The organism is Microbacterium sp. LWS13-1.2, from assembly GCF_040144835.1.
Classification (GTDB): domain Bacteria; phylum Actinomycetota; class Actinomycetes; order Actinomycetales; family Microbacteriaceae; genus Microbacterium.
Window position 1 is genome coordinate 1,420,533 of sequence record NZ_CP151632.1, and the last position, 19,878, is coordinate 1,440,410.

General features: G+C 69.1%; 16 protein-coding genes and 1 tRNA gene. 11 read left to right on the top strand and 6 right to left on the bottom strand.

Annotation, left to right across the window (positions count from 1 at the left end):
- Positions 1-7 precede the first annotated feature (7 nt).
- From MRBLWS13_RS06800 to MRBLWS13_RS06810, 3 genes are all read left to right on the top strand, one after another.
- On the top strand, positions 8-1,267 hold the full coding sequence (locus MRBLWS13_RS06800; RefSeq protein ID WP_349428254.1) for a DUF58 domain-containing protein: 1,260 nt from the start codon (positions 8-10) through the stop codon (positions 1,265-1,267).
- Complete coding sequence (locus MRBLWS13_RS06805; RefSeq protein ID WP_349428255.1) at positions 1,254-3,533, top strand: DUF3488 and transglutaminase-like domain-containing protein; 2,280 nt, start codon at positions 1,254-1,256, stop codon at positions 3,531-3,533. The genes MRBLWS13_RS06800 and MRBLWS13_RS06805 overlap by 14 nt, the downstream gene beginning before the upstream one ends.
- Positions 3,534-3,574: 41 nt before the next feature.
- Positions 3,575-3,662: transfer RNA gene (locus tag MRBLWS13_RS06810), tRNA-Ser, on the top strand.
- Positions 3,663-3,951: 289 nt separating this feature from the next.
- On the opposite strand, the gene MRBLWS13_RS06815 is transcribed toward MRBLWS13_RS06810, so the two are convergent.
- The 4 genes from MRBLWS13_RS06815 to MRBLWS13_RS06830 form a co-directional block, all read right to left on the bottom strand.
- A complete protein-coding gene (locus MRBLWS13_RS06815; protein WP_349428257.1) occupies positions 3,952-5,136 on the bottom strand; it encodes a hypothetical protein in 1,185 nt (394 codons plus the stop codon).
- Positions 5,133-5,684, bottom strand: a complete 552-nt coding sequence (locus tag MRBLWS13_RS06820; protein WP_349428258.1) for a DUF4365 domain-containing protein — start codon at positions 5,682-5,684, stop codon at positions 5,133-5,135. The genes MRBLWS13_RS06815 and MRBLWS13_RS06820 overlap by 4 nt, the downstream gene beginning before the upstream one ends.
- A 128-nt stretch (positions 5,685-5,812) precedes the next feature.
- A complete protein-coding gene (locus MRBLWS13_RS06825; RefSeq protein ID WP_349428259.1) occupies positions 5,813-7,039 on the bottom strand; it encodes a tyrosine-type recombinase/integrase in 1,227 nt (408 codons plus the stop codon).
- Positions 7,040-7,050: 11 nt separating this feature from the next.
- Positions 7,051-7,644, bottom strand: coding sequence for a hypothetical protein (locus MRBLWS13_RS06830; RefSeq protein ID WP_349428260.1), 594 nt, complete (start codon positions 7,642-7,644; stop codon positions 7,051-7,053).
- 122 nt (positions 7,645-7,766) lie between these two features.
- On the opposite strand from MRBLWS13_RS06830, the gene MRBLWS13_RS06835 reads away from it, so the two are divergent.
- Together MRBLWS13_RS06835 and MRBLWS13_RS06840 are read left to right on the top strand one after the other, a co-directional pair.
- Positions 7,767-7,946 carry a helix-turn-helix domain-containing protein gene (locus MRBLWS13_RS06835; RefSeq protein ID WP_349428261.1) on the top strand — a complete coding sequence of 60 codons (180 nt, stop codon included), beginning with the start codon at positions 7,767-7,769 and terminating at the stop codon, positions 7,944-7,946.
- A gap of 18 nt (positions 7,947-7,964) precedes the next feature.
- Entirely contained in the window at positions 7,965-8,648 is a 684-nt protein-coding gene (locus tag MRBLWS13_RS06840) for a hypothetical protein (protein WP_349428262.1), read from the top strand.
- Positions 8,649-9,609: 961 nt separating this feature from the next.
- Here MRBLWS13_RS06840 and MRBLWS13_RS06845 read toward each other — a convergent pair.
- Complete coding sequence (locus MRBLWS13_RS06845; protein WP_349428263.1) at positions 9,610-11,169, bottom strand: protein adenylyltransferase SelO family protein; 1,560 nt, start codon at positions 11,167-11,169, stop codon at positions 9,610-9,612.
- Positions 11,166-11,690, bottom strand: a complete 525-nt coding sequence (locus tag MRBLWS13_RS06850; RefSeq protein WP_349428264.1) for an NAD(P)H-dependent oxidoreductase — start codon at positions 11,688-11,690, stop codon at positions 11,166-11,168. The genes MRBLWS13_RS06845 and MRBLWS13_RS06850 overlap by 4 nt, the downstream gene beginning before the upstream one ends.
- A 130-nt stretch (positions 11,691-11,820) precedes the next feature.
- Here MRBLWS13_RS06850 and MRBLWS13_RS06855 point away from each other — a divergent pair, with 130 nt between their 5' ends.
- From MRBLWS13_RS06855 to MRBLWS13_RS06880, 6 genes are all read left to right on the top strand, one after another.
- Positions 11,821-12,393 carry a flavin reductase family protein gene (locus tag MRBLWS13_RS06855; RefSeq protein WP_349428265.1) on the top strand — a complete coding sequence of 191 codons (573 nt, stop codon included), beginning with the start codon at positions 11,821-11,823 and terminating at the stop codon, positions 12,391-12,393.
- Positions 12,394-12,439: 46 nt separating this feature from the next.
- Positions 12,440-13,663, top strand: a complete 1,224-nt coding sequence (locus MRBLWS13_RS06860; protein WP_349428266.1) for an LLM class flavin-dependent oxidoreductase — start codon at positions 12,440-12,442, stop codon at positions 13,661-13,663.
- Entirely contained in the window at positions 13,660-15,039 is a 1,380-nt protein-coding gene (locus MRBLWS13_RS06865) for an NtaA/DmoA family FMN-dependent monooxygenase (protein WP_349428267.1), read from the top strand. Before MRBLWS13_RS06860 ends, MRBLWS13_RS06865 begins: the two co-directional genes overlap by 4 nt.
- A complete protein-coding gene (locus MRBLWS13_RS06870) occupies positions 15,036-16,919 on the top strand; it encodes an FAD/NAD(P)-binding protein (RefSeq protein ID WP_349428268.1) in 1,884 nt (627 codons plus the stop codon). Before MRBLWS13_RS06865 ends, MRBLWS13_RS06870 begins: the two co-directional genes overlap by 4 nt.
- A 337-nt stretch (positions 16,920-17,256) precedes the next feature.
- Positions 17,257-18,873, top strand: coding sequence for an ABC transporter substrate-binding protein (locus MRBLWS13_RS06875; protein WP_349428269.1), 1,617 nt, complete (start codon positions 17,257-17,259; stop codon positions 18,871-18,873).
- 38 nt (positions 18,874-18,911) lie between these two features.
- Complete coding sequence (locus MRBLWS13_RS06880) at positions 18,912-19,868, top strand: ABC transporter permease (protein WP_349428270.1); 957 nt, start codon at positions 18,912-18,914, stop codon at positions 19,866-19,868.
- Positions 19,869-19,878: the final 10 nt, after the last annotated feature.

Here is a 19,878-nt window from a genome sequence, read left to right on the forward strand (position 1 = left end):
GCAGACGATGAGACGCGTGTGGCCGCTGACTGTCCGGGGAACCGGAGCGCTGGTCCTCGCGATCGCATGCTTCATCGTCGCCAACGAGGCGGGACTCGCCGAGCTGATGTACTTCGGCATCCTGCTGCTGGCCGTCGTCGCGGCGAGCGTCGCATCGCTGTACGTGGGCCGTCGCACCGACGCGGTCACCCGATCGCTCGTGCCCGACGTCGCCTCTGTGGGGCGCGACGCGCGCGTGTCGGTGCGGGTCGAGGTTCGCACCGCACTGCCGACGGCGCCGGGCACCTGGCGGGACACCGTGCCGAAAGGACTCCGCGGAAAGGCGGAGGGCGCCTTTCCGGCTCTCGGCTCGGGACTGCGCGGCGGCGAGCGCGGCGGCGTCCGCAGCATCGACCTCGTGTACACCCTCATCGGTGCACGGCGAGGTGTGCATTCCATCGGCCCGCTCACGGTGCGGTCGTCCGACCCGTTCGGGCTCGCCCGGCGCACGGTCGTCTTCAACCAGCGGACACCCGTCACCGTCGCCCCGGCGGTCGTCGATCTGCCACCGCTGATCGACTACGCCGGGGCCACCGGAGGGATGCTGCACACCACGACGGATCAGCTGGGCCAGGGCGCCGACAACCTGGTCGCCCGCCCCTACGCCTCAGGCGACTCGATGCGCCGCATCCACTGGCGCGCGACCGCTCATCGCGACGAGCTGATGGTGCGGCAGGAGGAGCAGGAGTCCACTCCCGAGGCGACCGTCGTGCTCGACCGTGCGGCGCTGCGCTGGTCGCCCGAGGCGCTGCGAGCACCCGGCGCCGACCCGGGCTTCGAAGCCGGCGTCTCAGCCTGCGTGTCGGCGGTCGCCCGGCTCGTGCACGACGGATACGCCGTCGAGGTCCTCGATTCGGAGGGCACCGTGCTCGTCGACCGCATCGAAGGCGGCGACATGACCGACGTGGACGCGATGCTGGTCCAGTTCGCGACGGTGACGGCCCACCGTGACGACGCCCTCCCCCGGCTGTCGCGGCTGTTCGCCGGACTGTCGACCGGGCCGATCGTGGTGATCGTCGGCCGACTCGATCCCGCTGACGCGGTCGCGCTGGGGTCGGTCGCCCACCACAGCACGCTGCCCATCCTCCTCACCGCAGGCCCCGTCGGCGACGCACTCGACATCGCCGCCGACCACGGCTGGCATGTCGCCTCCATCGGCCCGGACCGCGACCTCGCCATCGCGTGGGCCAACGCGATCGGCCGCGGGGTGCATCATGTCCTCGGCTGAGTCGGCGCGGCCCGGCCGCGGACGCGGCGGCGAGCGGCTGCTCACGATCTCGATCCTGGCGGCGCTCCTGGCGGCGCTGCTGCCGGTAGTGCGGGTGATCGACCCCGGCTGGTGGCTCATCGGCGCACTCCTGCTGGCGGCGATGATCCTGGCGGCGGGCTATACCGCTCGTCGGTACCGCCTCCCCGCGGTCGCGGTCACGCTCATCGAGGCGGCCGTCTGGGCGGTGTTCATGACCCTGGTGTTCCTGCGGGACACCGCGCTGCTGTGGGCGATCCCGACGCTCGATACGATCCGCGCCGTGCCGCTGCTGGTCGAATCCGCGATGGAGGAGATCACGGTCGGCGCGGCCCCGCTCGAGCCCACGGTGTCGCTGGCGTTCATCGTGGTCGGGGCGATGGGGCTGCTCACGATCGTCGTCGACCACGTCGTCGTGACGGCGCGGATGCCGCTCCTCGCCTCCGTAGGAATCGTCGCGGTGTCGCTCATCCCCGCGATCGCGGCGCCGAGCGACGTCGATGTGATCGGCTTCGTGTTCCTCGCGATCACGATCCTCTTCCTCATCCGGTCCGAGACGCGCTCGCGCGAGAAGCCGTTGGAGCGCGAGGCGGAGCGCACTGCGGGCGTTCCCGCCACGGCGCTCGGCATCGGCGCGATCGCCATCGTCGTAGCGGTGGTCGCCACCCCGGTGCTGCCCCAGCCGGGCGCACGTGCGGGAACCGGCCTCGGCCCCGGGCCGGGGATCGACGCCACACTGCAGCTCGGCGACGACCTGCGCCGCCCGCAGGACGCCGAGGTGCTGCGCCTGCGGACGAACGCGCCGTCGGTGCCGTACCTGCGTGCGACGACGCTCTCCCGCTTCGAGGGCGGGGTGTGGTCGCCGGATCGTGCGCAGACCATCTCGCTCGACGCGGACAGGGCCTTCGGGGCGGTCGACGCCGACGATGACATCCGGGTGACGGACTACTCGGCGAAGGTCGACATCATCAACCTCGACTCGCCGTGGGCCCCGGTGCCCTACCCGGCGATCGGCATCGACGGTCTGAGCGCCGGCCTGTGGGGCGCCGTCCCTTACAACCACACGGTCGCCTCCACGAACAGCTCGACCCAGGGACAGTCGTACGAGGTCGCCTACGCCCCCGCGCGGCCTTCGCTCGAGCAGGTGCGCGCCGCATCGGCGGTGGGAGCGCAGGTGCGCGACGAGACCACGGAGCTGCCCACCGACATCCCTCAGGTGATCGGAGAGCTCGCTCTGCAGATGACGGCGGAAGCCACTACCGACTACGACCGGCTGACGGCGCTGCAGCGCTGGTTCCGCGGCGGCGATTTCTTGTACTCGCTGGATTCTCCCGTCGAGGAGGGCTTCGACGGCAGCGGCGCCGATGCCGTGGCCCAATTCCTCGAGGTGCGCGAGGGCTACTGCGTCCACTTCGCATCGGCGTTCGCCCTCATGGCCCGGACGCTGCACATGCCGTCGCGGATCGTCGTCGGCTATCTGCCCGGCACGCCCACGACGCAGAGCATCGACGGACAGCCGGTCTTCTCGGTGTACAGCTCGCAACTGCACGCATGGCCCGAGGTGTATTTCGAAGGCATCGGCTGGATCCCGTTCGAGCCGACGTCGGGTCTCGGCGTGCCGACGACCTTCTCGTCCGAGGCCACGCTGCCCGGCCAGCCCACCGACCCGGATGCCGCCAACCCGCAGACCGGCGCCACGCCGACGGCACCGGGCGACCAGGCTCAGATCGACCTCGAAGAGCAGCGCGAGAACGCGGCGGGCGATGCATCGCAGACCGGCCTCGACCCTCTGCCGATCCTCGGCGTGGTCGCGGCGGTGATGGTGCTCCTCTCGCTGCCCTTCCTCATCCGCGAACTGCGTCGTCGCACGCAGGACGCCGCCGCTCGAGGCGGTGACGCCGCCGCTGCGTGGCAGTCCGTCCAGGAGGCGGCGATCGACGTCGGCATCACGGTTCCCGCCAGCGAGACCCCTCGCGCGTTCGCACGCCGGCTGGTCGAGCAGCACGGCGCACCGGCATCCGAGATGGACACGGTCGTCCTCGCCATCGAGCGCGCCAGCTACTCGCGTGCCGGCAACCGTTCGCAGTGGATGGGGGATGCCGCCGCCGACGCCGCAGGTTCCGTGAGGGTCGCGCTGCTGGCGTCGGTGCCGCCGTCACGGCGGATCCTGGCGCTGCTCGCCCCGCGATCGCTCATCATCCGTCCGGGCAGCGTCTATGCGGGAAGCGCGCCGGTTCGGGCACGGTAGCCGCGCAGGGTAGGATGGTCGACGGCCCTCCGGGGCCTCCTGGAGGATTCGCCTAGTGGCCTATGGCGCACGCTTGGAAAGCGTGTTGGGTGCAAGCCCTCGGGGGTTCGAATCCCCCATCCTCCGCCACCGTTCTGCCTAGAAAACACTGGGATCGCGACCTCGCCCGATCTTGCGTGACACGCGTACTGGCACAGTTATCGTTCACTGTCTGGCCAACGCGGCCGGAAGTCCCGCTTGCACACCTCTCGTGTCCCGGCCAAATCCGGCCATGGATGAAACGTGACCGCATGTGCGCTAGCGGTCTGCTGACACGCCACGTCCCATTGAGTGACAGGTTCGCCTGTACGCCGATTTAGTCGCCACGCGCCGAGGAGCGCGCTCTTCGGCGATTCAGTTGCTCGCTTCGAAAGTGCGGCTACTCGTCGTCCTCGAGCGCCGAATCATCCCAAACGGTTTGCTGAATTCCGGCGGGTCCCTCAGCGGGCGTTGTCTGGCCAACATCCGATGCGTGATAGAGCCACCAATCTCGTCCGTCCTTCTCGAGCGTTCCCGAGAGCTTCAGCCATTGGTGGGCGGCGTGGGCCGCCACCGCGGTGTCGTACTGCTCCGGTGTTAGGCGCACACGCACACGTCGTGCCGCTGCACCCTTCATCACGTCGACGCGAACGAGACGAATCGGCGCGGCGGTCGAGTTGTCGAGGAGGCTAACCTCGCCCACGATCTCAACGGGAGTCGGTTCAGGAACCTTCGCGAACGAAGCGGCCACTCGGTCCAGAACGGGTGCCTCGACGGCGTCAAACGTAATCTCTCGAGTTGCTGTAGAGGCCTCTCCTCGCTGAACGGTAACCGCGGCGTCGCCATCTCGTGCCAGGGCGGCGAGAGACCTAATCAACTCGAACGAGACGCCCTCCGGCACGAGGTCTTCGAACATCTCCATACGAGGCGATCGCTTGTATTCCGTGAGGGCATCCCGCACCGCGGCGATGGAGTTCTCGAACACATCAACGATCGCGCGCCCCGAAACAACATCGGCCTTGCGTTGATCGACCTTGGCAGCTTCTTCGGACTTCTTTGAGACGTGGAAACGAGTGGACGCGGGCACGTGGGCAGTGACGATGAAGCTGCCGACCTCTGTCTGCCCCATGAACACCTGCTCCATGAAGGTTTTTGCCAGGTAGCGACTCGCCTTTCCCTGCACCGATCGCTTACTCCGGACTGCACGTGCTGCGGAGACAAGCGACTCTCTCGCGGCAGCGTAGATAGCTTCCCCCTCGATCCAAGGGATCAAGCCGGCGTCGACTGACGTCTGTTTCTGCCACTTGGTGGAATCAAGGTCGGCTGCGGCGGAGATCAGAAGCAGCGCTTCCAGTCGCTCGGCTTCGGCGCCATACCGGCGAAGAATGTGGCGGCGCGCGCGTTCGAGCAGCACGGCATAGTCGCCCGCCTCGGGGTTGATCGGGACGATCACCTCGTCAGAATCGGTCTCTTCGGGCGTCCAGACCTCGTAGCGCCCGAGCGCCTTAGAAGCTGGCGCCCAGGAGAGACGACGCAGGAGTGCGGTTACGATCTCCGCCGCATCGGTGGCGAGCTCCAGGCTCACGGCGCACCCCCTTTGCCGATCCGGACCATCATGTCGCACAGCGCACGGTCATCGAAGCGTTGCGTGAAAGGTGCCGTGACCGTCGGCTCCGCGGCGGCACTCGACGGCATCCCCTCGAGGTTGACCCAGTACGCCGCATTGTGGACCCGCGCACGCTTGTCGGTCGCGTGTATCCAGTCATCTTGGCTGGGGGGTACCGACATTACGATCAGGATCTTCGCGATCGATGGGTTCGGGGTGCGCAAGTAGTCGTATCGGTCGCGGCTGATCTGGACGCTGAACCCGGTCGTCGTCGACGCGGTGTACGTCGACTTGAGCTGCACTTCCAACCGCGCGGACTCGACGTGGGTGTGGACGTCACTACGGTGGGTGAGCGTGAGGTCAATGCCCTCGTCGATCTCCGGTCTAGACACCACCACTCCGCTCGCGGCAGCGATGGCGCGGACCAGTCCCTCCTGATAGGCCTCCATCAGATCGGTGAATCGCTTGGGCGAGCCACGCACGATCGGCGGCAGGGGCAACGGGGCCGGCGTCCCCACAGTCGACATGTCCACATGCTAGTGGGATGCGCACAGCGCCCCGCGTTGATGTTGCGTCGGGCCGTGCCTACCACGATCGCATCCTTCTGCTCAGACGCCTGGCATCTCGCGATCTGGCGAGACGGCGGCCAGGTGATTCAGTCCAATGCGACACGCGACGAGTCCCGCGACAGTAGCTCACCCACGAGATCGGCAGCACCCCGCTGAAGAGTGCGCACGGCGTGCGAGTAGGTGTTCAGGGTGGTCTGGATGTCAGCGTGTCCGAGGCGCTCGGAAACAATCTTCGGGTGAACGCCGGCGCGTAGTAGGAGCGTCGCGTGGGTGTGCCGCAGCTCGTGCAGATGCAGAGCGTCGAGATCCGGGTGGGCCTCCCCGGCCTTGGCCATACGCTCGCGCCACTGACGGGAGAACTGCGTCGGGTTGTGTGGCCGGCCGAACCGGTTACAAAAGATCAGTTGCTCGCCCCGCGCCAGTTCTGGCGCCACTGCTCGGAGCATATCCCGCTTTGTACGCAGCGTCGACGCAAGCCGCGCGTCGATATCAACGTTTCGCACGCGGCCGCTCTTGGTCGCGTGAAAGTCGATGACCGGCTTCTTGCCGGATTCCTTCACGTACGACATAGCGCGGGCGATCGTGATGACGTTGTTCTCGAGGTCAACGTCCTTCCACCTCAGCCCGAGCAGTTCGCCACGCCGCATACCGGTGCCCAGCAGGGTGAGCCATGCGAGCCAGAGGTAGTCGCCGCTCGACTCCGACCAATCGAGGAACAGTCGGGCGTCCTCCGCCGACCAGGTCATCATCTCGGGTGGCGCGGCCTCCAGCTTGGTCGGCGGCGAGGCCCGCTTGGCGGCGTTGACCCGCACCAGCCCGTCTTCCAGCGCGTGCTGCAGGATCTGTGACACCAACACGTGGATGTGCCGGATAGTCGCCGCACCGAGGGGCTCGCCAACGTGTCCCCGGTCTCTCCTGCCGTCGCGCTCCAACTGGCGGTAGTACCGGTTCAGCTGGTCCTTCGTGATCTCGCTCAGCGGTGTGCGTCCGAGCGAGGCGGGCTCGACATGCACACGGTAGTGCTTCCGGTAGCCGGCGAGGGTGGTTGGTCGCACCCGTAGGCCGTCGAAGTACTTCGTTGAGTAGGAGTTGAGCGTCTCGCGTGTCTCCTCGACATGGACTCCCCGCCGGATATCGACCTGCAGCGCCGTCACTTCCTCACGTGCGGCGCGTTCCGTTTCGAAGCCACGGCGGAATCGGCGCACCAACTCGCCATCGGGACGGGCCACCCAGTACGCGATTCGGTAGCGCGTTTCGCCTAACGGCGTCGTGTAAGGCGAGATGGTGCCTTCGTGGTTCACGCGCCGCGCCATGCTCCCTCTCCTCAGTTGATCGATGGCCCGCTGGTCCGAGACGGGCCGACAACCGGGCCGGTTGCGTCCGCATCCGGGAGACGAATGCCAGCAGCCAAGCCGTCGATGCGGGCACGGTTCATCAATCGCGTCGCAGTACTCTGACTCACGCCGAGGCAGTCCGACACGGTCTTCAGCGGCGGCAGGTTGACTGCGACCGCAAGCCGATACGTCGCTGCCGCGTCGACCACATTCTCGGCAGCTGATCTATCCGTCCGCTCCCGCATGCGCCTAACGTACGCCGCGCCAGTCACGGGCGCCTTGGAACCGTCGGCAACTGTGGAAACTAGGAGGCCCGTCGCCTGCAGTGCGGCCTGCACGCGCACCTCTCGCAGGGTGAGGCTGGTGACTTCGTCGCCCTCTCCCGCACGTTCGACCGTCACCGACACCGCGGCGCTCCGCGCGAGCCGCGGATCGAACTCCACCCGCACACGGATGGCGCCGGGGACACCAGGCTCGTCTCGAACGATCGCCGTCCAGGAACGCGGGACGCTCACGCCGTTGCCCACCTCCACGCGCTCCGGGCTCACGTCGGCGGTCTCCAGCTTCACCATGATCGTCATCATGACAGGTCGCGAAATAGCGAGCAAGGTGCGACATGACGCATTCATGACACATATGGCTCAATCGCGTGCTACGGTGTGGGCACTCGCTGTCAAAGGTGGCTCACGAGAGGGTGGTACAGATCATGAACCGTTCGGAGAACTCGCTGGCGCTGACATACAAAGACGCCGCCGCGCTGGTTGGCGTCGAGTACCGCACTATCAAGGCCGGCGTCGAACGCGGCACGATCCCGACCGTGCAGCTGGGACCTCGCCGGATGATCCCCCGCGCCGCCCTCTTGCGCGTCTTCGGCGTCGAGTCCTGACGTCTGCGCGCGATCATCATGGTCGACGCACGGCTCCCGGCGGAGTGGTTGGGGAGCATCCGCATCGACAACCTGAGCGACCGAGCCTTCCGCGTCCTCGCCGGTGCGCTGATGTGGTGCAACGGCCAGGGTACGGACGGTGCGATCCCCGCCCGCTACACCAAGTACTTGCACCCTGACGGCGAAGACCAGAGCGCCTTCGATGAGCTCGAGGCCGCCGGCATCTGGCGCCGCGTCGAAGATGGCTACTTGCTGCCCGGCTGGTCGGAGGACCTCCGCCAGTCGACGGCCGAGGAGGTCGAGCGCTACCGGGAGGGCGCACGACGCCGCCAGAAGGCCTACCGCGATCGTCAGCGCGACGGCACACACGCCCTCGCCGACGTGCCGGACAGCGTTACGCGTGACGTGACGGCGAACGTAGGCACAGGCCAGTTAAGGACTTTGAAGAGAGCGTCTGCCTACGCGACGGGTGACGACTCGCGTGACGTCACGCATAACGCGCCCTCGCCTCACTGCGCGAAGCATCCGGGCGGCACCCGACAGCCGTGCGGTGCGTGCGCGCGCGCCAGAGCGGCGTCTGAAGCCCGTCCACGACCAGTCCCCAGCCGGGCGTGGGACTGCAACATCGATGGCCACAAACTCGTCGCCGACGGCACCTGTGCCGTCTGCACCCATCGCCCCGGGAAGACTTCGGTCGCCTAACGCGGGGGCGGCCCACCGAGCCCGAGAGTGTAGCGCTCGCGCGCGGCTCCGTGCCGGGCTTTCGCGGCGTATCCTCGCACCTCCGCTGGCGCTCCGGCGCTGCGGTACTCCACGGTCCCTGCACTCCACCGCACTCGACCGCTGAGATAGGCCGATGTCGGTGGAAGACCAGAAGTGTGGCGCTGATCAAGTGGGCTTACCCACTCCGCGACGGAGCCTCAGCTCGACCCATGCGATCGCACCCAGAGCGCGTGCAGGCGTCGGATGGCTGCGTTGGTGTGTTGCTGATCGGATCACAGCTCCCCGCACATCGTCTTGCAGCGGGGCCATGATCGCGTGTCAGTCAGCCAGCGAGTCATCTCGCTTCGCCGGTCGACAAGGAGACGTCACACGCTCAACCCGACACTGCTTCCTCGCTCGGAGCACAGGCCGACCGAACAGCAAGCCGCCCAGCGAGCTGCGATCCGAAACCGCACGGCTAACGAGCCCGCACTCGAACCAGGACCAAAACAGCAATGCACGCAGGCACTGTTCAGTGGAAGGCCGCGATGTCTTGCGATCACTGGGGTCGCCTGACAACCTGGTTACATGGCTCGCGGGCGCCGGAATTCCAAGCGGGAAGCCGCGCAAGCGCGGGAACTCGAGGCACTGGATCGCGCTGAGCGGGAACAGCGGGAGATGGAACAACGAGCCGCTCTACGCCGCCGACTGGACCGAAGATTGGGCGACCCACGGGCAGGGCTTGATCGCTTGAGCGCTCTTAGCCGGGACCTGGAGAGGCTCCACCGTGATGAGGCACGGCTGTTAGAAGAACGCGATCAACTCGTGTCCTGGCTGAGGGATCGCGGGCAGAGCTGGGTCGCCCTGAGCGCACGAACGAAGCTGAGCCGGCAGGCTCTGATGAAGCGAGCTGGCCGCAGAGAATGACCTGGCCGACTAGCGATGGGCGCGGCGGGCCTCTTCATGTGCCGCAGAACGTGCGGTGCGGTGCGGTCCCTGTCGGGGCCGGCCGCGCGAACCGCAGGTACTCACTTCCCGGGCGCTCGGTGTAAGGCTTGCGAAGCAGCTCGAGCAGCTGCTCGAACGGCGTCAAGTCACCCTCGTTCGCCGCTTGCAGCGCCTCTTCGACGATGTGATTGCGGGCGATGTAGCGAGGATTCACGACACGCATCATCGCGGCATCGGGCGCGAGCGCACGCCACCGCACCAGCCAGGTATCCAACTCGGGAACCGGCCCGAGGAATCGATCCCGCACCGCTCGGTCATCGCCCTCCACCGCCGTCGCGAGACCCCGCCAGAATCCCGTGAAGTCCACCCTGTGCTCCGCGAGCAGACTGAGCGCGTCGTGGGCGAGCGCGGCGGCGTCGGCCGCGCTGACCGCCACATCCAAGCCGAGCTTCGCGCGGAAGGCCTCCGCCCAGCGTCGCTGGTACTGCGCATCGAACCCGGCGACGATCTCCGCCGCGACCGCCTCCCCCGCTGCCGTCTCATCCGCAAGCAACGGCGACAGCGCATCGCCGAGCCGCTCCAGGTTCCACCGCATGATTGACGGCTGCCGGTCGTACGCATAGCGCCCGAACCGGTCGATCGAGCTGAAGTGCGCGCCGGGCTCATAGGCGTCGAGGAAGGCGCAGGGCCCGTAGTCGACGGTCTCGGCGGCCACGAGCACGTTGTCGGTGCTGAGCACGCCGTGCACGAAGCCGAGGCGCATCCAGTGCGCCGTGAGCCCGGCGACCTCGCCGACGATCTCCTCGAGCAGTGCCCGATACGGATGCCGCGCCTCGGCCGCCTGCGGATAGTGGCGGGCTATGACGTGGTCGGCGAGCCGGCGAAGCAGCGCCATGTCTCCCTGCGCGCGCACGTACTCGAACGAGCCGAACCGCACGTGACTGGATGCCGTTCGCGCGAGAACAGCTCCGGGCAGGGTGGAGCCGTCGAGTGCTCGGGGTCTGCCCGTGGCGACCACCGCGAGCATGCGGGTCGTGGGAACTCCCAGGGCGTGCATGGCCTCGCCCATCAGGAATTCGCGCAGCATCGGGCCCACGACCGCGTACCCGTCGACGCGCGAGAGCGGCGTCGGCCCGATGCCCTTGAGGTGCACATCGCGGAGACGACCGTGGCTGTCGCGACGTTCCCCGAGAAGCGCGGCGCGCCCGTCGCCCAGTACCGGCTTGAAGACGCCCCATTGGTGCCCGGCGTACAGCTGGGCGACGGGCGGCCGGCCGTCACGGAACGATTCGCCGGTGAGGAAGCGTAGGCCTTCGGCGGAGCCGAGGTAAGCCGGGTCGAGGTCGAGGTCGCGCGCGACCTCCTCTCCCAGCACGAGAATCCGGGGGTCGGAGGGCCGCACCGGGGTGACGGGGCGGGAAAGCTCGGGGAACGACTCGGCCCAGGTCTGCTCCAGCCCTGGCGAGCATGCGGGCAGATCGAGCGTGGCGTTCGTCGCGGCGCGGGACGCGGCATCCGTCATCATGAGGTCAGCCCCATCGCCCCCCGCGCTCCCCCGCCTCTCGGCCGTCACCGCGCGACGGTGGCGTCCGCGCCCAGCACGCGCTCCAGCGCGGGCCATTCCGTATCGAGCCACCCCTGGATGACCTCTGCGCGGCGGTCGGTCTCGGACGCCGGAAACGCGATGCCCCGCGTCGGTGTGGATGCTCCGAGTTCGACCAACAGCGGGCGCAGGCTGTGCTCGACGGCGAGCGCGTGGGTCGGCGCGCCGATCGTGAGCAGGGGAACCGCCGTCACGCCGTTCAGTTCGCCCGCGTCGAAGCGGTCCAGGAACGCCTTGAGCAGCCCCGTGTACGAAGCCTTGTAGGTCGGGCTTGCGACGACGACGAGGTCAGCCGCCGTGACCCGGCGCCGTAGGTCGTCGATCGTGTCGTCGGGGAAGCGGAAGAGCAGCGGTGCGACGTCGACGAGGTCGATCGTCTCAGTCACCTGAGCTCCGGAGCGCGCGGCGATCCGCTTGGCTACTTCCTCGGCCACCAGGCGCGTGCGAGACGAGGGCTGCGGGTTCCCGACCAGGACGACGATGCTCGACATGCCCCCATGCAAGCCGATCGCGAGGGGATCAGCACCTTCGACGACCTCATGCGCCGCCGTATGACGGCGCGTTTCCTCGTGTTTCACTCCGATCCCGCCCTGGCCGGGGAGCCGCGCCTACCGTCGTGCCATGACCGCTCTCCCCAGTGCTTCCGCGACCGATCAGCATCCCGCGACGCGTTCGATCTGCGGTGCGATCGCGCCGGCGGAGTTCCGCACGCTCTTCCGGGGGCACCCCAGCGGCGTCGCCGTCATCACCGCGACCGGCCCCGGCGGTCCGGTCGCGCTCACCGCGTCGTCCGTGTCATCGGTCAGCGCCGATCCGCCCCTGTTGGTGTTCTCGGTGTCGTCGATCTCGTCGTCGACGCCGACGATCCTCGGGGCCGACTCTGTGGTCGTGCATCTGCTGGACGCCGACGACATCGATCTCGCACGCCTGGGAGCGACGAGCGGCGTCGACCGATTCGCCGACTCCGAGTCGTGGGCACCGCTGCCCACCGGTGAGCCGGTCTTCCGCGGGGTGCGGGCGTGGGTGCGGTGCGCCGTGGTCAGTCGCATGGATGCCGGCGGCTCGACGGTCATCGCCGCACACGCGGTGCAAGCGCACATCGCCCGGGCGGAGTCCAACACCACCGGGGGCGGTGCACTGGTCTATCACAACCGCGGCTGGCACCGGCTGGGCGACCACTCCCGCGTGGGCTGACGCCCGCGCATCAAGATCAGAACCCGAGCTAGAGGAAAGAACGACCGTGACCGAACAGGTGCACATCGCCATCGCCTTCGAGCGCGCCGGCTGGCATCCCGCCGCCTGGCGCGAGTCCACCGCGCGTCCCAACGAGCTGACCTCGCCCGCCTACTGGCGCGATCTGCTGCGCACCGCCGACGACAGCGGAGTCGCGCTGGCGACGATCGAGGACGCGTTGTCGCTGACCGACCGCTTCGAGCCGCTCGAGGGCCTGCGGCGCGACCGTGTCCGCGGCCGCCTCGACGCCGTCCTGATCGCTTCCTTCGTCGCACCGCTGACACGCCGGATCGGCCTCGTGCCGACCGTGACGACGGCACATCCGGAGCCGTTCCATGTCGCGACCGGCATCCAGACCCTCGACTTCGCCAGCCGCGGCCGCGCCGGCGTACGCCTGGTCGCGGGAGCTTCCGCCGCCGAGCGGGCGAACTTCGGACGCCGCGCCGCGGGCGTCGACGGGATCCCCGCCTCCGGCCGGGTGGAGGACTCCCCCGAGATCATCGCGGCGTTCCGCGAGGCCGGTGAGTTCGCCGACGTCCTGTCGCGACTGTGGGACTCCTGGCAGGACGACGCCATCATCCGGGATGCCGCGACGGGCCGCTTCCTCGACGCCGATCGGGTGCACAACATCGAGTTCGAGGGCGAGTTCTTCTCCATCACCGGGGCGTCGATCGTGCCGCGGTCGCCGCAGGGCCGGCCACTGCTGACGGTCCTGGCGCACCAGACGGTGCCCTACCGACTGGCCGCAGCACATGCCGACCTCGTCTTCACCACGCCGCACGAAGCAGGCGGCCGCCCCGGGTTCGAGCTGGACGGCATCCGCGCGGAACTGGATGCCGCGGCCGACGAGCTGCGCACGGGCGACGAGCGCCTGCGGGTCTACGCCGACCTCGTCGTGCTGATCGAAGACACCGGGGCGGCAGCACGCAGCGCCTTGGCTCGCCTGGACGAATGGGACGGCGCGCCGCTCACGTCGGATGCGCGCATCGTCGTGGGCACGCCCGGCGACGTGGCGGACGTCGTGCGCGAGCTGGCCGCCGCCGGTGTCGACGGTGTGCGCCTGCGGCCCGCCCGACAGCCCGCCGACGTCGTGGCGATCACCGAGAAGCTCGTGCCGCTGCTGCGGTCCACCAGAACACTGCGCGAGGACGACGGCGCCGGCACGTTGCGCGCGCGTCTCGACCTCGCCCGCCCCGAGAGCCGCTACGTCCGAGAGAAGGTCGCGCTGTGAGCCGCAGCATCCGTCAGATCCACCTCGCCGCCCACTTCCCCGGGGTCAACAGCACCACCGTCTGGACCGACCCGACCGCGGGCAGCCAGATCGACTTCGCGTCGTTCGAGCACTTCGCCGCGACGGCCGAGCGCGGGCTGTTCGATTACGTCTTCCTCGCCGAGGGACTGCGCCTGCGCGAGCACAAGGGCCGCATCCACGAGCTCGACGTGCTGGGCCGCCCGAACACGCTGTCGATCCTCGCCGCGGTCGCCGCCATCACCGAGCACGTCGGCGTCGTCGGCACCCTGAACACCACGTTCAACGAGCCGTACGAGCTGGCGCGCGAGCTCGCGACCCTCGACCACCTGTCGGGGGGCCGCGCGGGCTGGAACGCCGTGACGAGCTCCGACGCCTTCCACGGCGCGAACTTCCGTCGCGGCGGCTACCTGAACCACGCCGACCGCTACGAGCGGGCACGCGAGTTCGCCCAACTCGCGAAGGAGCTATGGGAATCCTGGCCGGTGGACGGCGTGCGCGCGGATGCAGCGACCGGTGTCTTCCTCGACGACGGCGTCCCCGCGGGCGTGCGTCACAGCGGACCGCAGTTCGATGTCGACGCGCTGTTCGACGTGCCCCGTTCGCCGCAGGGTCGCCCGGTGATCGTGCAGGCCGGCGACTCCGCCGACGGTCGCACCTTCGGTGCCGAGCACGCCGAGGTCATCTTCTCGCTGCATCAGGAGTTCGAGGACGCGCGAGAGTTCTACGACGACGTCAAGGGCCGGCTCGCCCAGTACGGCCGTGGGGAGGACTCGCTCAAGATCCTGCCGGCGGCGACCTTCGCGATCGGCGACACCGAGGAGGAGGCGAAGGAGCGCTCGCGCGAGATCGCGCTGCAGCAGGTGCGACCGGAGGTCGCGCTCACGTATGTCGAGCAGGTGTGGGGCCGCGACCTGAGCGGCTACGACCCCGATGGGCCGCTGCCCGACGTCGACCCCGACACCGGATCCGAGACAGCGCGCGGCTGGGCCAACCGGCACGCGGCGGTGCGGGCACGCATCGCGAAGCTCCGCGAGCTGTCGGAGGCCGAGGGTCTCAGCATCCGCGAGCTGGTCATCCGTCTCACCGCTCAGCACACCTTCGTCGGCACGCCCGCCCACATCGCGACCGAAATCGATCGGTATGTGCAGGAGCGCGCGACCGACGGCTTCACCATCGTCGGCCACCTGACCCCCCACGGCCTGGACGAGTTCGCCGAGCGCGTCGTGCCGCTGCTGCAGGAGCGAGGTTCGTACCGCCAGTCGTACGAGCAGGGCGCGACGCTGCGTGACCTGCTCGGCCTCCCGGCGCTCCAAACAGCTCGAGCACAGTCCGCACCGGCCCTCGCTGCGCGATGAGCGATCGCGCGCGCCTGCTGTTCGTCGGAGCCGGCCCCCGGGCGATCATGCTCCTCGAACGCGTGCTGGCGCGCGCGGACGACCACACTCAGATCGACATCGACCTCGTCGACCCGCACCCTCCCGGTGCCGGCCGCATCTGGCGCCACGCGCAGTCGCCGCTGCTGAAACTCAACTCGATGACGCGCGACGTCACGGTGTTCACCGACCACAGCTGCACGATCGACGGGCCGGTGCATCCGGGTCCCTCGCTCAGCGAGTGGCTCGAGCTCTGGCGCGCGGGCGACCTTCCTGACGTCGACCTCGACGAGCTGTCGGCCGCCGAGGCACGCACCCTGGCGCCGGAGGGGTTCCCGACGCGGCGCCTCCACAGTTACTACCTCGACTGGTTCTTCCGCCGCACTGCCGCGAACGCGCCCGGGGGTGTGACGATCCGCCTGCACGCGGACACGGTGACGTCGGTGCGGCCGGCGCGGTCGGGGCGGCACACCGTCTCGCTCGCAAGCGGTCGCGAGATCGTGACGGACGCTGTGGCCTACTGCCTCGGCCACACCGAGCGGGAGCCCGATCCGGCGGCTGCAGCGCTGGCGGCGGCCGCGCTGCGCAAGGGGCTCGTGTACGTGGGCCCGGCCTTCACCGCGGATGCGGACCTGTCCGTGCTGCCGGAGCAGGGCGACGTCATCGTGCGCGGCATGGGCCTCGCGGCCGTCGATCTCGTGGTGCTGCTCACCCAGGGACGCGGCGGCCGGTTCGACCGCGACGGCGACGGCGCCCTCCGCTACCTGGCATCGGGACGCGAGCCCCGGCTGCACGTCGGCTCACGGCGCGGCGTGCCGTACCGCTCCAAGGTGACCTCGACGCTGCAGGGCGACGCGCCGCTGCGCGAGGTGCTCACGCCGGAGGCGATCGCCGACCTCCAGCGCGCGGCACGGCCCCTGGACTTCGACCGCGACGCCTGGCCGCTCATCGCCGGCGAGCTGCTGCACGGGCACTACCGCGAGCTCTTCACAGGGCACCCGGACCGGGTGGCCACCACCTGGGATGACTTCCGGTCAGTGCTGCAGACGCACGCGTGGGACGACCCGGCGCTTCGGGACGCCATCGCCGCCGTCGTGCCCGATCCCCTGGACCGGTTCGACGTCGCGGCATTCGGTCGCCCGTTCGCCGGCGCGACGTTCGCGGACACCGAAGAGGTGCACCGCCGGGTGCGCGCCCACATCGCGGAGGACCTGCTGCTGCGCACGAGCCCGGAACGTAGCCCCGCCCAGGGCGTCTTCATGGCGGCGCTGCTGTCGTTCATGGCGCTGTCGGAGATCCCGAAGGAACGCTGGAATGCGCGCTCGCGCGCACACACGCTTCCGGTCCGCTGGCACACCTTCTTCAGCTACCTGGCGAGCGGACCGCCGCCGCATCGGCTCGAGGAACTGCTCGCCCTCGCCGATGCGGGGGTGGTGCGCTTCCTCGGACCCGACGTCACGGTCGCCGTCGAGCCACGCGGGTTCGCGGCATCCAGCGCCCGCGTTCCCGGCGAGACGGTCGCCGGAGCGCTCGTGGACGCGTGGCTTCCGGCCGCCGATGCCGCCCTCAGCATGAATATCGCGCTGCGTGAGCTCGCGACCGTGCACGGCAGCGAGCTGCGGGTCGCCGATGAGGATTACGACGGCTCGCTCGGCCGCGTGCGCGTCGGCGAGGATGGGCGCGTACTGCGACCCGACGGCTCCCCGCACGACACCCTGTTCGCGATCGGGCCGTTCACGTCGCAGACCGAGGCGGGCGCGTTCACCCGGCCCGCGGCGAACTCCCTGTCGCTGCGGCAGACCGACGTCGTCGCGGGGGCCATCACCGCGCGACTCGGCCTCGCGGTGCCCGTCGCGCCGTAACTGGCCGTACCCATTTGCCGGGCGTTCACCCCGCCCAAGCACCGGTCGTTGAGCGAAGGGCGCTGTAGCGCCCGAAGACGAAACCCCTTCGGCGACGACGAGGCCGGGTGCGCGTTTCGTCTCTGCGTTTCGACTCGCAAGCTCGCTCAACGAGCGCGTACCTCGCTCGCTCGACGACCGGGCCTTATATGACGCCGCGTGACGGCGTGTGACCGCGCGCAACCGACCTTCACGGCGTGTGACACGCGCCTTCGGGGTCGGCCCCGCACCCCGGGGACGCTGAGATCACGAGCCGGCACCCCCGCCGCGACTTCCCGCCACAGCTTCTGGAGACACCATGTCGTTCACCCGACCCCGCATCGCCGCGCTTGCGGCGATCGGCGCCGTCGCGCTCACGCTGACCGCGTGCGCGACCGGCGCCGGCGACCCCGCACCGACCGCATCCGCCGAGGCGGAGCCCGTCACGGGCGGCAACCTGACCTTCGCGATCTCGGTCGACAGCCAGTGCATCGACCCGCAGCAGGTCGGCAACAACGACGCGATCGCCATCGCGCGCCAGACCGTCGCGTCGCTGACGATCCAGGACCCCGAGAACGGTGAGATCCTGCCGTGGCTCGCCACCGACTTCGAGGTGAACGACGACGCGACGAGCTTCACGTTCACGCTGCAGGACGGTCCCAGTTACGCCGATGGCGAGCCCATCGACGCGGCGTCCGTCAAGACGAACTTCGAGGCCATCCAGGCGCTGGGCGCCAAGGCGACCCTCGGCTCGTCCTACCTCGCCGACCTCGAGAGCATCGATGTCGTCGACGATCAGACCGTCACGATCAACTTCTCGGAGCCCAACGCGCAGTTCCTGCAGGCGACGTCGACGTTCACCCTCGGCCTTCTCTCCCCAGCCAGCGCCGCGGTGAGCCAGGCCGACCGCTGCCTCGGCGACTTCGTCGGCTCGGGACCGTTCTCGGTGCAGAGCTACACGCCCAACGAGGGCGCCGTGCTCGAGCGTCGCGAAGGGTATGAGTGGGGTCCGTCGACGGCCGCCCACACCGACGAGGCCTACCTCGACACCATCACGTACAAGGTCGTGCCCGAGTCGGGCAACCGCACCGGCAGCCTGCAGTCGGGTCAGATCGACGCGACCACCGGCATCGCGACGGCCGACGCCGTGCTCTTCGAGGGCGATGACTTCTGGTCGCTCAACCGCGCCAACCCGGGCTCGGTCTACAACCTGTACGCCAACCAGTCGACCAAGAAGCTCGCCGACGAGAATGTGCGCCTCGCGATCCAGAAAGGCATCGACCGCGAGCAGATCACCTCGACCCTCCTCGGCCCCGACGACGTGCCCGCCGTGTCGCCGCTCGCCTCGTCGACGCCGTACTTCACCGACCTGAGCGATGTGCTCGAGTACGACCCCGAGGCCGCGGCCGACCTGCTCGAAGAGTCGGGCTGGACCGAAGGCGATGACGGCATCCGCGAGAAGGACGGCGAGAAGCTCAGCTTCCACGTGACGTACTGGCAGTCGCCCAAGGAGGTGCTGGAGCTCGTACAGCAGCAGCTGCGCCAGATCGGCGTCGACCTGCAGCTGACCTTCGCGAGCATCGCCGACGTGCAGGCCGCGAACGCCGACGGCACCTACGACTTCTCGTACGGCAACCTGACGCGGGCCGATCCCGACGTGCTCCGCACGGTGTTCTCAGTGAGCGGCACCAGCAACGCCACGAAGCGCACCGAGCCGGCCGAGATCGACGAGCTGCTCGACGAGCAGGCGGCGATCATCGACCCTACCGAGCGTCAGAAGGTCGTCGACGAGGCCGCCGAGCTGCTGATCACCGGCGGCTACTCGATCCCGATCTACCAGCTGTCGACCACGATCACGGCCGCGTCGAAGGTTCAGGGTCTCGGCTTCGAGGCGTCCAGCCGCCTGGACTTCTACGACGCCTGGATCGCCGAGTAAGCCCGCACGGGCACGACGAAAGGGATGAGGGACGAGACATGTGGGGTCGATACATCGCCCGGAGAATCGGGCAGGGCGTGATCGTCCTGTGGGCCGCATACACGATCTCGTTCCTCATCCTCTATCTCCTGCCGGGCGACGCCGCGACGTTGTTCGCGGGCGGCGGCGATCAGGAGGCGATCGACCCCGAGCTCGTGGCGCAGCTGCGCAGCGAGCTCGGGCTCGACCGCCCGTTGTACGAGCAGTACCTCGTCGCCCTGGGCAAGGCGCTGACCGGAGACTTCGGGGTGTCGACGCAGACCGGGCGCCCGGCATCCGATCTCCTCCTGGAATCCCTGCCCCCGACGATCGCGCTCACCGCCTTTGCGTTCGTGCTGTCGGTCGTGTTCGGCATCGTCCTCGCGCTGGCGGCCTCGCTCGCCCGCGCCCAGTGGCTGCGCAACCTGCTGTCGTCGCTGCCGCCGCTGGGCGTCTCGATCCCGGTGTTCTGGATCGGACTCCTGCTGCTGCAGGCCTTCTCGTTCCGCATCCGGCTCTTCCCGTCGATGGGCAACGAAGGATTCGAAAGCCTCGTGCTGCCCGCGATCACGATCGCGATCCCCTCGGGCGCCTTCATCGCGCAGCTGCTGTCACGGAGCCTCCGCTCGACCCTCGCCCAGCCGTACGTCGAGATCGTGCGCGCCAAGGGAGCAAGTGAGCGCCGCGTGCAGCTCGGCCACGCGTTCCGCAACGCGGCGATTCCGTCCCTCACGATGGTCGGCGTGCTCATCGGGGGCCTGCTCTCGGGTGCCGTCGTGACCGAGACGGTGTTCTCGCGCCTCGGCATCGGCCGCCTCGTCGTGACCGCCGTCAACAACCGCGACGTGCCCGTCGTGCAGACCGTGGTCGTCTTCGCCGCCCTCGTCTTCGTGGTCGCGAACCTCGTCGTCGACCTCGTCTACCCCCTCATCGACCGCCGCATCACGCTCGCCCGCACGGCGTTCGTCGCAGCCTGACAGGAGCAGT